The sequence below is a fragment of the Mesorhizobium maamorense genome (assembly GCF_044998965.1).
GTDB lineage: Bacteria > Pseudomonadota > Alphaproteobacteria > Rhizobiales > Rhizobiaceae > Mesorhizobium.
The window spans coordinates 4,489,403-4,502,848 of sequence record NZ_CP173356.1 but is presented as its reverse complement, the minus strand read 5'-3'; the positions used below and the strand labels follow the sequence as shown (position 1 = coordinate 4,502,848).

At 63.6% G+C, this 13,446-nt stretch carries 16 protein-coding genes; 6 read left to right on the top strand and 10 right to left on the bottom strand.

Translation table 11 applies throughout. From position 1 onward, the window contains the following. Positions 1-3: 3 nt before the first annotated feature. The 8 genes from flgG to ACIU1A_RS22455 form a co-directional block, all read right to left on the bottom strand. On the bottom strand, positions 4-792 hold the full coding sequence (flgG, locus tag ACIU1A_RS22490; RefSeq protein ID WP_404925316.1) for a flagellar basal-body rod protein FlgG: 789 nt from the start codon (positions 790-792) through the stop codon (positions 4-6). A gap of 11 nt (positions 793-803) precedes the next feature. Further along, positions 804-1,127, bottom strand: coding sequence for a flagellar hook-basal body complex protein FliE (locus ACIU1A_RS22485; RefSeq protein ID WP_181165227.1), 324 nt, complete (start codon positions 1,125-1,127; stop codon positions 804-806). Further along, a complete protein-coding gene (gene flgC / locus ACIU1A_RS22480; RefSeq protein ID WP_404925315.1) occupies positions 1,124-1,540 on the bottom strand; it encodes a flagellar basal body rod protein FlgC in 417 nt (138 codons plus the stop codon). The genes ACIU1A_RS22485 and flgC overlap by 4 nt, the downstream gene beginning before the upstream one ends. 2 nt (positions 1,541-1,542) lie before the next feature. After that, a complete protein-coding gene (gene flgB / locus ACIU1A_RS22475) occupies positions 1,543-1,923 on the bottom strand; it encodes a flagellar basal body rod protein FlgB (RefSeq protein WP_140496212.1) in 381 nt (126 codons plus the stop codon). Between the two features lie 86 nt (positions 1,924-2,009). Continuing rightward, positions 2,010-2,669, bottom strand: coding sequence for a hypothetical protein (locus ACIU1A_RS22470; protein ID WP_140522320.1), 660 nt, complete (start codon positions 2,667-2,669; stop codon positions 2,010-2,012). After that, a complete protein-coding gene (gene fliI, locus ACIU1A_RS22465; protein ID WP_140657408.1) occupies positions 2,650-4,050 on the bottom strand; it encodes a flagellar protein export ATPase FliI in 1,401 nt (466 codons plus the stop codon). The genes ACIU1A_RS22470 and fliI overlap by 20 nt, the downstream gene beginning before the upstream one ends. A gap of 1 nt (position 4,051) precedes the next feature. Then, positions 4,052-4,774 (bottom strand): flagellar basal-body rod protein FlgF, encoded by a 723-nt coding sequence (flgF, locus tag ACIU1A_RS22460; RefSeq protein WP_140513633.1) that lies wholly within the window; start codon positions 4,772-4,774, stop codon positions 4,052-4,054. 2 nt (positions 4,775-4,776) lie between these two features. After that, positions 4,777-6,588: a DUF1217 domain-containing protein gene (locus ACIU1A_RS22455; protein ID WP_404925314.1), complete on the bottom strand. Its 1,812-nt coding sequence runs from the start codon at positions 6,586-6,588 to the stop codon at positions 4,777-4,779. 157 nt (positions 6,589-6,745) lie between these two features. On the opposite strand from ACIU1A_RS22455, the gene motA reads away from it, so the two are divergent. Genes motA through ACIU1A_RS22425 form a run of 6 tightly spaced genes read left to right on the top strand, consistent with a single transcriptional unit; the run spans position 6,746 to position 11,584 of the window. Next, a complete protein-coding gene (gene motA / locus ACIU1A_RS22450; RefSeq protein ID WP_140496207.1) occupies positions 6,746-7,621 on the top strand; it encodes a flagellar motor stator protein MotA in 876 nt (291 codons plus the stop codon). Between the two features lie 32 nt (positions 7,622-7,653). Then, complete coding sequence (locus tag ACIU1A_RS22445) at positions 7,654-8,601, top strand: FliM/FliN family flagellar motor switch protein (protein WP_404925313.1); 948 nt, start codon at positions 7,654-7,656, stop codon at positions 8,599-8,601. A 17-nt stretch (positions 8,602-8,618) separates the two neighbouring features. Next, positions 8,619-9,005, top strand: coding sequence for a flagellar motor switch protein FliN (gene fliN / locus ACIU1A_RS22440; protein ID WP_140496205.1), 387 nt, complete (start codon positions 8,619-8,621; stop codon positions 9,003-9,005). A gap of 43 nt (positions 9,006-9,048) precedes the next feature. After that, entirely contained in the window at positions 9,049-10,062 is a 1,014-nt protein-coding gene (locus ACIU1A_RS22435) for a flagellar motor switch protein FliG (RefSeq protein ID WP_140496204.1), read from the top strand. 8 nt (positions 10,063-10,070) lie between these two features. Next, positions 10,071-11,153, top strand: a complete 1,083-nt coding sequence (gene flhB / locus ACIU1A_RS22430; RefSeq protein WP_140496203.1) for a flagellar biosynthesis protein FlhB — start codon at positions 10,071-10,073, stop codon at positions 11,151-11,153. Beyond that, positions 11,150-11,584, top strand: a complete 435-nt coding sequence (locus tag ACIU1A_RS22425; RefSeq protein ID WP_140496202.1) for a hypothetical protein — start codon at positions 11,150-11,152, stop codon at positions 11,582-11,584. Before flhB ends, ACIU1A_RS22425 begins: the two co-directional genes overlap by 4 nt. Here ACIU1A_RS22425 and ACIU1A_RS22420 read toward each other — a convergent pair whose 3' ends face one another. Together ACIU1A_RS22420 and ACIU1A_RS22415 are read right to left on the bottom strand one after the other, a co-directional pair. After that, complete coding sequence (locus ACIU1A_RS22420; RefSeq protein ID WP_140513628.1) at positions 11,585-12,355, bottom strand: helix-turn-helix transcriptional regulator; 771 nt, start codon at positions 12,353-12,355, stop codon at positions 11,585-11,587. Then, on the bottom strand, positions 12,352-13,062 hold the full coding sequence (locus ACIU1A_RS22415; protein ID WP_140496200.1) for a helix-turn-helix transcriptional regulator: 711 nt from the start codon (positions 13,060-13,062) through the stop codon (positions 12,352-12,354). The genes ACIU1A_RS22420 and ACIU1A_RS22415 overlap by 4 nt, the downstream gene beginning before the upstream one ends. Positions 13,063-13,446 lie beyond the last annotated feature (384 nt).

Here is a 13,446-nt window from a genome sequence, read left to right as displayed (position 1 = left end):
TCGTTACCTGATGTTCTTGGAGACGACCGAGGCCATGTCGTCGGCGGCCTGGATGACCTTGGAATTCATCTCATAAGCGCGCTGCGCCGAGATCAGTTCGGTGATTTCCTTGACCGGGTCGACGTTGGAGGCCTCGAGATAGCCTTGCTGGATGGTGGCGAAGCCGGGATCGCCGGGCACGCCGGCATTGGCCGGGCCAGAGGCGGTCGTTTCCTGGAACAGATTGTCGCCGAGCGGCGCCAGTCCCGCTTCGTTGGCGAAGTTGACGATCTGGAGCTGGCCGAGATTCTGCAGGTCGGACTGGCCATCGATGCGGGCGAAGACCTGGCCCGTCTTGTTGACGATGACCTCGACGGCGTCGACCGGGACGTTGATCGCTGGAATGACGCTGGCGCCGTCCACCGTCACCAGCTGGCCTGTGGCGTTGGTGTTGAAGGCGCCGGCGCGGGTGTAGAGCGTGCCGCCGTCGGCGCCTTCGATCTGGAACCAGCCCCTGCCGGTGAGCGCCATGTCGAAACTGTTGCCGGTGCTGGTCAGTTCGCCCTGGGTGTGGACGTTGCGCACGGCGGTGGTCTTGACGCCGAGGCCGATCGAGACGCCCTCCGGCACCAGCGAGGCGTTCGAGCGATTGGGCACGCCTTGCGTGCGGTCGACCTGGTAGAGCAGGTCGGAGAATTCGGCCCGCGCCCGCTTGTAGCCGGTGGTGTTGATGTTGGCGATATTGTTGGCGATGACTTCCAGATTGGTCTGCTGGGCGTTCATGCCGGTGGCGGCGATGGCGAGTGCTTTCATGGCCGAACTCCTCAGATGCCCATGCGGCTGACTTCGAGATAGGCCGAAACGACCTTGTCGCGGATGGCGACGGCGGTCTGCAGCGCCTGCTGGGCGCTCATCACGGCATCGACGACCTGGCGGGTGTCGGCGTCGCCCTTGAGCGCCTGGACCGAGACCTGCTCGGCGTTCTGCAGCGTGTTGACGGTCTTTGTGGCCGCCTGGCTCAGCGCCTCGGCGAAGGAGGTGCCGAGGTTGCCTGCGCTCGCGGGCGCAACGCCGCCCTGAAGCAGCTCAGTCGCCGTGTCGCCAAGTCCAGGCTTCAGGTTTAGCGCGCCGATGCCGTTCACGATCATTGGTTCCTCATCAGGTCGATGGTCATTGAAATGAGATCGCGCGCCTGCTTCACGACTTGCAGGTTAGCCTCGTAGGAGCGGTTGGCCTCGGTCATGTCAGCCATTTCGATCAGCACGTTGACGTTGGGCATCTTGACGTAGCCCTTGTCGTCGGCGGCCTCGTTGCCGGGTCGGAATTCCACGGGAAAATCGCTGGGATCGCGGTCGATCGAGTTCACTTCGACCGTTGAGCTGCCAGTGGTCCGGTCGAGCTCCGAGACGAAGCTGATGGTCTTGCGGCGATAGGGGTCGGAGCCGGGGGTGGTGCCGGTCGACTGGGCATTGGCGAGGTTTTCGGAAACCACGCGCAGCCGCTCCGACTGGGCGCCGAGGCCGGAGGCTGCTACTTTGAGGGCTGCTGTGAGCGCGTCCATGGTCAGCTCTTCACCGCCATCATCATCATCGAATGGAATGCCTTGACGATTGCCGTGTTGAGCTCGAAGGAGCGGCGCACCTCACCGGCCTTGAGAAGCTGGTCCTCGAGCACGACGGTGTTCTTGGACGGCATGACGACGCCGTCGTCTTCCTGTGGCTTGATCGCGAAACCGGCATTAGTCGCGGCGCTGCCGAGATGTCCGGCCTGTGTCGTCTGCAACGACACCGCCGCGCGGTCGAGCACCTTTTCGAACGGCTCGACATCGTTTGCCGTATAGCCCGGCGTGTTGGCGTTGGCGATGTTGCCGGCGACCGCCGACTGACGCACGGCCAGCCATTGCGCCTGCTTGGCGGCGAGATCGAAAAGAGAAACGGGCTCCATGGGAATCTCCGGGCGTGTGCCCAAAGACTAGGCCGCCAGTCTTGCGCGGACCTTGCGGGCGGGCGCAACCGGCAAGCGCGGCGAACTTATCTGGAAAGCTCGATCACCTGGTTTGCGCTGGTGACCATTACCCATTTGCCGTTGCGTTGCTCGATCGACGACACCTTGTTGGAATCCGGCAGGATCGAGCCACGCTGGACCATCCACAGCCCGGTGTCGTCCTCGATCATGGCGCGGCCATTGGCGACGTGGACCATGCGAAATTTGGTGACGTCGGCCGGAAAGGGCTGGTCATCTGGCGCCGGGGCGGCGCTGGGATCGTCCTGCACGGTTCCGGTGGCAAGCAGGTCGATATTGGCATTCGGAACGTCCTTGGCCGTCAGCGGCGCGCTGCGCTCGGCAACCACGCCGCCGCCCTCGCGTCCAGAATTGGTGCCGGTGCCGCCGAACTTGATTGCCTGGACGCCGAACTGTTCCTGATTGAAGAAGATATACCAGGGGAACAGCGCGCAGATCAGGCCGAGCGTGATGCCGAGCGCGGCGATGACGAAATCGCTGCGCCGGCCGGCCTTCTTGCCCAGCCTGGGAAACGCGGTCTTGGGCGGCTGCGGCCATTGCGGCGCGGCGAAGAGCCCGTCGATGGCCGAGTTGCGGCTGGCTTCGATCTCTTCTTCGGCTTTCGCCTCAGCGATCATTTCGCGCAGGATACGCTCGGTATGCTGGAGCTCAGTCCCCTTGTTCGGCATTCTGCTTTCCCTTGAGATGGCGGGCGAGATCGGAGAACGGATCAGCGGACGGGCGGTCCTTCGGCGATTGCATCAGCGCCTCGTAGATCAGGGGTACCTGGCGCACCGCCATATCGAGTTCCACGTCGGCGCCGCCCTGGTAGGCGCCAAGCAGGCGGATGTCGCGCGTGTCCTCGAAGCGGGAGATCATCGACTTCAGCCGCGTCACCAGCGCGCGCTGCTCGACGCTCCAAGCCTTGCCGGCCAGGCGTGATATGGACGACAGCGGATTGACCGGCGGATAGCGGCCCTGTTCGGCGATCGCGCGGTCGAGCACGACATGGCCGTCAAGGATGCCGCGCACGGAATCGGCCACCGGATCGTTGTGGTCGTCGCCGTCGACCAGCACGGAAATGATCGCGGTGATCGATCCTTTCCCTTCCACTCCCGGCCCGGCGCGTTCGAGCAGCTTCGGCAGCTCGGTGAAAACCGAAGCGGGATAGCCGCGCGCGACCGGCGGCTCACCCGTTCCCGTCGCCACTTCGCGCAGGGCGTGGGCAAAGCGGGTGATCGAATCCAGCACCAGAAGCACGCGGTGGCCCTGGTCGCGAAAATGTTCGGCGACGCGCATCGCGGTGTCTGGCGCGCGCCGGCGCATCATGGCGCTTTCGTCGCTCGTGGCGACGACGGCTACGGTCTTGGCCATGCTGTCGCCGATCGTGTCCTCGAGGAATTCGCGGACTTCGCGGCCGCGTTCGCCGATCAGCGCCACAACGACGGTGTCGAAAGCGTCTGCGCCGGCGAGCATGGCCAGCAGCGTCGACTTGCCGACACCGGAACCGGCAAAGACGCCCATGCGCTGGCCGAAACAGAGCGGCGTGAAAATGTCGATGATCTTGACCCCGGTCATGAAGGCGGTCCCGACGCGCTGGCGCGCCATGGCGCCCGGCGTTGCGGCGGCGGCCGACATGCCGTCGCCCCTGACCAATGGCGGACCGCCGTCGATCGCCCTTGTGAGCGCGTCGATCGTGCGGCCGCGCCACGAGGCATGCGGCGCCACCGCGAGCGGACCGCGACGGAAAACGGCGTCGCCTATGCCGGCATCGGCACTGCGTTCGAAGGGGGCCACGACAATCTCGTCGCGGCTGATCTTGACGATCTCGCCGCGGCGCGTGCCGGCATGGCCGCGCTGTTCGACAAGATCGCCCAGCCTGGCGAAATCCGAAAGGCCGCGCACCTTGTAATGCGTCGATGTGACTTCGGTGACGAGGCCGCCGCGTTTGAGCAGTCCCTCGGCATCGCTGAAGCGCCGCCATATCCGCTCCAGCGCGGCAAGCCGGTCTTCCGGCGTTGGCTGGGGCAGTCTTTCGGGTGCGCGCAGGGTTGGCTGGTCGAGCGACATGCTACTTCGAGCCGAGCGTCTTGATCGCCTCGTCGGTGGAGGAATCAGTCTGCCGCATCAGGGCGGCGGTGTTCTCGAAAGCGCGCTGGACCATGATCAGCCGCGTCATCTCCAGCACCGGATTGACGTTGGATTCCTCGACGAAGCCCTGGGCGACGCCGATATCGGCGCGATCGGTCACCGGCTCGGGCGTGCGCGCCGGCACGATGCCGGAATTGCCGTAGCGCACGAAATTCTCACCCGGATCGAAATTATACAGGCCGATGGAGCCTACCAGCTGATCGTTCTGGCGCAACGATCCGTCGGCTCCGGCCTTGGGCGGGCCGTTGCGGGGGTCGAGCTGGATCGGTGCGCCGCCGGCGTCGAGCACGGGATGGCCCTCGACCGACATCAGCTCGCCATTCTCGTTCATCGAGAAGCGGCCATCGCGGGTCATGACGGTGCCGACCGGCGTCTCGATGGCGAACCAGGCGTCGCCCTGTATGGCGAAATCGAACGGATTGCCGGTCTCGGTCAGGGAGCCATGGGCGCCGGAAAGGTAGGTCTTGCCCGAGGAGGCGAAGGACACGGATTTCGGCCCGGTGCCGGACACCACGTCCTCGAACTTCACGCCGGTGGCGCGAAAGCCGACGGTCGAGGCGTTGGCGACATTGTCGGCGATCGTGTCGAGCCGACGCTCGAGCGCGATCTGCGAGGAAAGGGCGACGTAGAGACTGTCCCGCATGGTCAGAACTTCAACTTCTGCATGGCCATCATCAGGTCGGTGGAGATCCCCGCCGTGACCGGCTTGGCGAAGAGCACGCTGATCGACGACACGGCTGACGAGGTCGGGTGGTTGATCTCGTACATGGAGGTGAAGCGGGTCAGGAACTTGCCGAGCTTTTCGGGGTCGGAGAAATCGGAAATGTCGAGCTTCTGCTCGAACAGCTGCGCCTGCTTGTCGACGTCGGCGGTGGCGAAGGAATCGGGCAAGCCGAGCACGGTGCGCACCACACTGGCAAGAGCGGTGTCGGCGAGCACATTATACCAGCTGGTGATATCAGGCGCCTTGCGCTGGAAATAGAGCGCCAGCCGTACGCCCTCGTTGGTTTGGCCGGCATCCTCCTCCAACGTCTGGCGCATGTATTTGTCGACGGTCGGCTGCTGTGCTGGATTGGTCGTGGTGGCCGCTTCGGCGTATTGTTCGAAGTTGAAGGCAGAGGCGAGCCCGGCATAGGCTTTGTTGGTCATCTTGTTGGCGACGCTGTCGGGGTCGCGGACGCCACCGGCCAGGACGCTGCGGATCAGGTCCTTGCTCTCTGTCGCCGGATCGAGCGCGTAGGCCGAGAGGGCATAATTGTACAAGCGGCTGTTGGCCATCAGATCGTCGATGGATTTCACGTTCGTGATGTTCGCCAGGTAATATGCGGTCTCCGACTTGATGTAGTCCGCATTCGGCTTGATCAGGCCAAGCGCCGACTCTGTCGTGTAGATTTTCGGCGTATCTTTCAGCACTGCGTCGCGCGAGGTTGTCTGATCGCCGTATTGGGCAAAATCGAAGGCCGTGACGAAGTTGGCGTATCGTTTATCGGTCAGCTTGTTTGCAGGGCTGTTGGGATCGCTCACGCCGCCTTCGAGCATGGCGCGGATCTGCCGCGGGGTTTCGGTTGACGCATCCAGTCCATAGGACGCCATGGCGAATGTAAGCAGGCGCTTGTCCGCCATGAGGTCGTCAATCGACTTCACCTTGGAAATGTTTGCCGCGTAGTAGTCGGCCTCGCCCTTGACGTACTGCGCGCTCGGCTTGATCAACGTCAGCCCGGCTCCGGCCATGTAGCCCTTAGGCACCGCCTGCTGGACGTTGTCGCGCGTGGTCGTCTGATCGCCATACTGGGCGAAGTCGAACGCCGAGACGAAGTTGGCGTAACTCTTGTCGGTCAGCTTGTTGGCGGGACTGTTGGTATCGCTGACGCCACCTTCGAGCATCGCCCTGACCGTTGCGGCCGGTTCGGTTTCGGCGTCGAGCCCGAATGCGGCCATCGCGTATGTCAGCAGGCGGCTGTCGCCCATCAGGTCGTCGATCGACTTAACCTTGGAGATGTTGGTGACATAATAGGCGGTTTCGCTCTGATAGTAAGAGAAGCCCGCCTGCGAGGCGCCGATCTGGACTTGCAGCGCATAGTTGCCGGTCACCAGCTGCTGCGCCTTGTTGTAAACCGTGGTATTGGCGCCGTTGGCTGCGAAGTTGAAGGCGCTGACAAATTCGGCGTAGCGCTTGTCGGTCAGCTTGTTGGCGAAACTGTCGGGGTCGGAAACGCCTTCCTTGAGCGCCTTGACCATGAACGCCTTGGCGTAAGCCATGTCCTCCAGGCCGTAGGCCTTCATGGCATATTTGAACAAACGGTCATTGTTGACGAAATCGTCGATCGATTTCACCTTGGTGATGTTGTCCAGATAATATTTGGTGTCGCGATCGACCGTCGGCTGCTTTTCGATGCGGTCGATCGACTTGTCGATGTCCCTGGTGATCAACTGGTAGCTGGTATAGGTACTGAGCAAGGACGCGCCTCCGGCCGAAGCTATGCCAGCACAATAGACTCACTTCCTTGCGCGAAACTGAATCGCGCCGATCGGCTCGATGCCGCTCCGATTCAAGCCTCACACAAGGCACGGGGACTATCCCTTGCACCTGACTTGAAATGCGGAAGGACCTCTCGTGGGCATTCTGATTGGACTGGTGGTGACGCTCGGCTGCGTCCTTGGCGGCTTCATGGCCATGGGCGGGCATCTGCATGTGCTGATGCAGCCCTGGGAAGCGGTGGTCATCTGCGGCGCCGCACTCGGCACCTTCCTCGTCGCCAATCCGATGAAAACGGTCAAGGACACCGGCAGGGGCATCCTCGAAGCCTTCAAGCAGGCCGTGCCGAAGGAGCAGGATTATCTGGAAACGCTCGGCGTGCTGCACAGCCTGATGCGTGAACTGCGTTCGAAGTCGCGCAGCGAGGTCGAGGCGCATATCGACAATCCCGAGGAATCGGCGATCTTCCAGGCATTCCCCACCGTGCTGAAGAACCACGACCTGACGCATTTCATCTGCGACTATTGCCGGATCATCATCATCGGCAACGCCCGTTCGCACGAGATCGAGGCGCTGATGGATGAGGAAATCCAGACCATCAAGTCCGACAAGATGAAAGCCTACCACGCGCTGGTGGCGGTCGGCGACGGCCTGCCGGCGCTCGGGATCGTCGCCGCCGTGCTCGGCGTGGTCAAGGCGATGGGCGCGCTCGACCAATCGCCGGAAATCCTTGGCGGCCTGATCGGCGCCGCCCTCGTCGGTACCTTCCTCGGCATCTTCCTGTCTTACGCGGTGGTCGGGCCCGTCGCCACCAAGATCAAGACGGTGCGCGAGAAGAAGAACCGGCTCTACATCATCGTCAAGCAGACGTTGCTCGCCTACATGAACGGCGCCCTGCCGCAGGTGGCGATCGAGTTCGGCCGCAAGACCATATCGTCCTATGAACGGCCGACCATCGACGCCGTCGAGCAGAGCACGATGAACACCGGCTCCGCCGAGAAAAGGGCCGCCTGAGCGATGCGCGACAGATCGGTGCCGACATTGTCATGACCAGTCCCGGCAGTCCCTCACAAGCGCGCTCCCTGATCATCGAGCGCCTGGTCGGCGACAGCGGCGAGGCCGCCCAGGTCATCGGCGCCGGCCGGGGCATGGCAGAGCGCGCTGCGCCGCTGCTGCAGAAGAGCCTGACCAGTGAGCTTGGAGTTCCGGTCACCGTCGATCTCAGGGGGGTCGAGGTCAGCCGCGTCGCGGAGGCCCGCTCCCGTGCCGGCGATACGTTTGCCATGACCATCGTTGCGTCAGCCACGTCCTCTGATGCCATGACCCTGGTGATCGATGCGCCGGCGATCGCGGTCACGCTTTGCACGCTGTTCGGCGGCGACCCGGAGATGCCGGTATCGCCGATAGAGCGTGATCTGTCGCAGATCGAGGTCGATGTTTCGACCATGATGTTCCAGCAGGTCGCGCAGGCACTGAACGGATCGGGACGACGGTCGCTCGACCTGCGCCTGCCAGTGCCGCGGGCGATGTCGGGCACCGAAGCCAAACGACACGTGTTGCGCGACGGCGCTGCAATCCGCATCGTCTTCGGCATCTCGACGCCGGCCGACAGCGGCACCGTCACGGTGACGATGCCGCAGCGTGTCGTGCTGGCCAGCCGAGACAGCGCTGCTGCCGGCGGCGAGAACGATCAGGGCGCCAGCTGGCGCGCGCGCTTTTCGGAAGAAGTGATGCGCTCCACGGTAGCGCTCGAGGCGACCATGCCGCTGGCCCGACTGACGCTCGGCGATCTTGCCGATTTCGAAATTGGCCAGATCATCGAATTCGAGGAAACGGCGCAATCGCAAGCGCGTCTCGGCGCGCGCGGCAAGACGCTGTTCGTATGCGAGTTCGGCAAGCTGGGACAGAATTACACCGTCCGGATCAAGCATCCCTATGATGCCGGACAGGATTTTATCGACGGGCTCATGCCGGCTGGTGCCGGGCACGCCTGAGCTTTTGGAGACGATGCATGGCCAAGACCAAGGCAGAAGCCGAAATCGACCAGCCGGACGAGCAGCTCGACCGCGCCATCGAGGAATTGCGCGGGGTTCTGCATGAAGAGGAACAGCGCCCCGATATTGCGTTCAAGGCCGCGTCCGCTGCCAATTCGAGCGTCATCATGAACATCCCCGTCGACGTCCAGATCATCCTCGGCAGCACCGAGATGCCGGTGTCCGACCTGATGGCGCTGCAGAAGGGCTCCACGGTGGCGCTCAACCGCCGCATCGGCGAACCGGTCGACGTGGTGGTCAACGGCCGCAGAATAGCGCGCGGCGAGATCACCGTGCTCGAAAGCGACCCGTCGCGCTTCGGCATCAGGCTGACCGAAATCATCGCCGGCACGAAGGGCGCGTGAAGATGCGTCGCGGGTCTTGCCGGCGGCAGCGGGAGCGAAAGGCATGACGACGTCCCTTTCCCTGACGCGTCCGCAGAAGGCGGCCGCCATACTGGTGGCGATGGGCAAGCCGTCGGCCAGCCGCCTCTTGAAATTCTTCAAGCAGGAGGAATTGAAGGCACTTATCGAGGGCGCCCGGCTGCTCAGGACCATTCCGCAAGGCGATCTCGAGCGCATCGTCGCCGAGTTCGAGGCGGAGTTCACCGAAGGGGCGGGACTGCTCGATTCCGCCGACAGGATGGACACCATCCTCAATGAATCGCTGTCACCCGAAGAGATGAGCGCGATCATGGGTGACAAGAAATTCGAGGTTGCGCCGGAAGGTCCGCCGCCGATCTGGCCCGAGCTCGAGAAGCTCGAGCCGGTGCGGCTTGGTACTTTCCTGGCCGGTGAACATCCGCAGACTGCGGCCATGGTGCTGTCGAAGCTGGCGCCGCAGGCGGCGGCGAGCGTGCTGTTGACGTTGAGCAAGCCGACGCGCGGCGAGATCATCAAGCGCATGGTGACGATGGCCAATGTTCCCGACGCCGCCAGCAGGATCGTCGAAAACCGGCTGCGCACCAGCGTGCTGGCGGAAACCGCGACCAAGGATACATCGGCCGGACAGGCGCGCGTCGCCAGCGTTCTCAACGAATTGGACAAGCCGCTGCTCGAGGAGGTCATGCAGGACCTGGAGGCCGCCGGCACGCCCGATCTCGACGGCGTCCGGGCTCGGCTGTTCGCCTTTGACGATTTGCCGCTGCTTACCCAGAAAGCGCGCGTGCTTCTATTCGACGGGCTGTCGACCGAACTGGTCACGCTGGCGCTGCGCGGCACTTCGGCGATCCTTGCCGAAGCGGCGCTGTCGGCGATCGGCGCGCGCTCGCGGCGCATGATCGAAGCCGAACTCGGACAAGGATCCGAAGGGGTTCCCCTCGCCGACATCATGGCGGCGCGCAAGACGATCGTGACGACGACAATCCGGCTGGCGCGCGAAGGCGCGTTCGAGCTTCCCGCGACCCAGAACGCCGCCGCCTAAGGCCGATCATGGCAGAGGCGGTCGACAAGGATTCCAAAACCGAAGAAGCGACGGAAAAGAAGATCCGCGACACCATCGAACAGGGCAAGCTGCCCCATTCGAGGGAGACCGCGCTGCTGGCCTCCTTCGTCGCCATACTGGTGTTCACCGTCTTCTACGCCAAGGATGCCATTGTCGATCTCGGCATGTTCCTGTCGATGTTCCTGGAGAAGCCGGAAGCCTGGCCGATGGACACCGAGACCGACGTCATCGCGCTCTACAAGATCGTCATGCTGGAGGTGGGCCGTGCCATCCTCAGCCTGCTGGTGCTCCTGACCATCGCCGGCGTCGGTGCCTCGGTGTTCCAGAACATGCCGCAATTCGTCGGCGAACGCATCAGGCCGCAGCTGTCGCGCATCTCGATCGTCAAGGGCTGGAACAGGCTGTTCGGGGTGCAGGGCTGGGTCGAGTTCCTGAAGGCGCTCGGCAAGGTGGGCTTCGCCATCGTCGTGCTCGCCTTCACGCTGTCCGAGGATCACCGCAAGCTGCTCGCCGGCATGATCACCAATCCCGTCGCCTTCGGCCTCGTCATCCGCGGCATCGCGGTCGACATACTGGTGGCGATCGTCTTCGTCATGGGCCTGATCGCGGCGATCGACATCGTCTGGTCGCGCTTCCACTGGAAGCAGGACCTGCGCATGAGCAAGCAGGAGGTCAAGGACGAGTTCAAGCAGTCCGAGGGTGACCCGATCGTTAAGTCGCGGCTGCGCTCGCTGGCGCGCGACCGCGCTCGCAAGCGGATGATGACGGCGGTGCCGCGCGCGACGTTGATCATCGCCAACCCGACGCACTTCTCGATCGCGCTTAAATATGTGCGCGACGAGGATTCGGCACCGCTGGTGCTGGCCAAGGGGCAGGATCTGGTGGCGCTCAAGATCCGCGAAATCGCGCGCGAGCACAACATCCCGATCTTCGAGGACGTGGCGCTCGCCCGCTCCATGTACAAGCAAGTTTCGGTCGATAGTGTGATCCCGTCGCAATTCTACCAGGCCGTCGCCGAACTGGTGCGGATCGTCTACTCGAAAAAGGCTGAGCGCAGACAGATTTCATGAACCGCCAACCGCACGCCAACTCCCGCGAGATCATCGTCGCCAGCGCCATCGAGCAAGTCGTGGCGGAGCTCAGGCTGATCGATGTCGCCGATTATATCGCCTTCATCCGGCTGGAGCATTTCGCCTGCCTGTCGGACCTGGTCGATTCCGCGGCGGAACTGTTCTTCAAGCCGGGCACGCTGAGGCTCGGCCATGGCGGCGAGGCGCATGTCGACTGGAGCGGCAGCCCGCGCATCGTGCTCGATCTCGAGCTTCGGCCGCCCGGCGTCACGGTCTATTTCCAGCTGACGCTGAGCGAAAAAGGCGCCTCGGTCGCGGTCAACTACGTGTCGTTCGAAAAGCCCGGCGAGGACCCCGAGCACAACACCGCCCTGCTCGAGGCGGTGGTCGAACAGGCGCGTATCCGCAAGGTCGAGCCGCTGGCGTTCTAACTATTCGATCAGGCCGAGCCGCAGCGCCTTGGCGACCGCCTGGTTGCGGTTGACGGCGTTGAGCTTCTGGGTCGACTGGGTGAGATACTGGTTGGCGGTATGCACCGACAGTTTCAGCAGCCGCGCTATCTCCTCGCTGGTATTGCCGTTGGCGGTCAGCTTCAGGCATTCGAGCTCGCGCTTGGAGATCGCGCGCGTCTTGCCGACATCGCCCGGCCGCATGCGGGCGACAGCGGCGAACAGCGAAAAGCAACGGGCGTGGATTTCATAGAGCGCGTCCTGCGGCAGGGCGATCTCCGAGCCGAGGAAGACGACGAGGCCGCATTGGCCGCGATCGGCGTGGACGGGAAAGGCGATGCCGCTGCTGCCGGGCGCCAGCGGCGCCATCTGCTCGGTCCAAGCAAGGCCGCCGAACATCTCGCTCATGGCCGCCACACCGTCATCCGTCCACCAGCGCGGTTCGGTCGAGATCCTGCTATGGCGCACGATCTCCTCGCCATTGGCGCCCGAGATGAACTTGGTCGCCACCGATATCCCGGGATAGTCGGAATCGAAGCACGGCACCAGCCGCGCCCGCTCGAGCGACGGGCTGACGAAGAACAGGCCGAAGGCCGAGGCATTGATGTCGACGGCGATCCAACGGCAGCGCCGCACAGCATCGGGAATGGTCACGGCGTGATGCGTTTCGGAGCCGAGCGAGAAGGCACCGAACGGATTGCGCTGGTCGTTGAAAAGGGCCTCGGCGGCCTGCTTGACGTCGGCCTGTTTCAAATGATGCCGCTCCTGATCGCCGTGGCGATGGCCATCGCGCGGTTGCTGGCCGCGAATTTCTGGATGGCGTGGGTGATGTAGCTGTTGACGGTGTTGGAGGACACGCCAAGGATGACGGCAACCTCGTCCGTGGTCTTGCCTTCCGAGACCCAGAACAGGCATTCGCGCTCGCGGTCCGACAGCGGATCCTGCATGGCGGCGGCGGCGATCAGTTGCGGAATATGCGAGAGCGCGTAGCAGCACTTCAGCTGCGCCTTCATCAGCGCCGGTTGGTCGATCCGGCCGGCGGCTGCCGCCGAGAACAGCGCGAACAGGCGTTGGCGGCCGACATTCAGCCTGAGCGAATAGATCTCGGCGTGGCCGAGCACGTCGAGCAGACGTGCCTCTTCGCCGGAGACCAGCCCCTCGGCCTGTGGTGCCTGCGCCGACACCAGCGGCCTTGGACGCATGCCCGGCGCAACGGTGAGCGCGCCCTGGGCAAGGCCAGCGATCAGCCGCTTGCCGATCAGTTCGATGGCGTCGAAAATCCAGTTGGACGAGACGATGCGCGCGTCGTTGCGGTCCTGATCGTGGACGATGGCGACCAGCATATAGCTGTCGGCACCGATCTCGGCGGTCAACTCCATGAAAAAGCTGGTGAGATCGCCGCGCGACGTCAGGCGCGAGCCCAATGTGTCGGATTGAAGAAGCGCGGCGGGACTGCTCATTGCTGTTTTTGGCCGGAATCGATGCTGATGTCCGGATGCTGGAGAGCCAGCCGCCGAACCTGAAAACGCGTTACATTTACGAGACACACACAAGCGCGGGGTCGCGCCCGATCAGACGGAATCCATTCAGGGAACGCGAAGCCGTCCGCGTCTGGCGCCAGAAAATTCCGGCACTTGAGACTTTGGGTGGTCGCCGCGCCCCCCGAGGACCGGCTGATTCGGGTCTAATCTACCCGTAGATGAATCTGACATCAAACGCGATTTGACAAAATCGAATCGAGTGGACTCAAGCTGCGACTCAGGCGCCGATTTTCGCGCGTTTCGGTGCGTGAAAATGTTCGAGCCGTGCAAGCCAGTCTTCTCGGCCGGGGCTGTTTCGGTCGC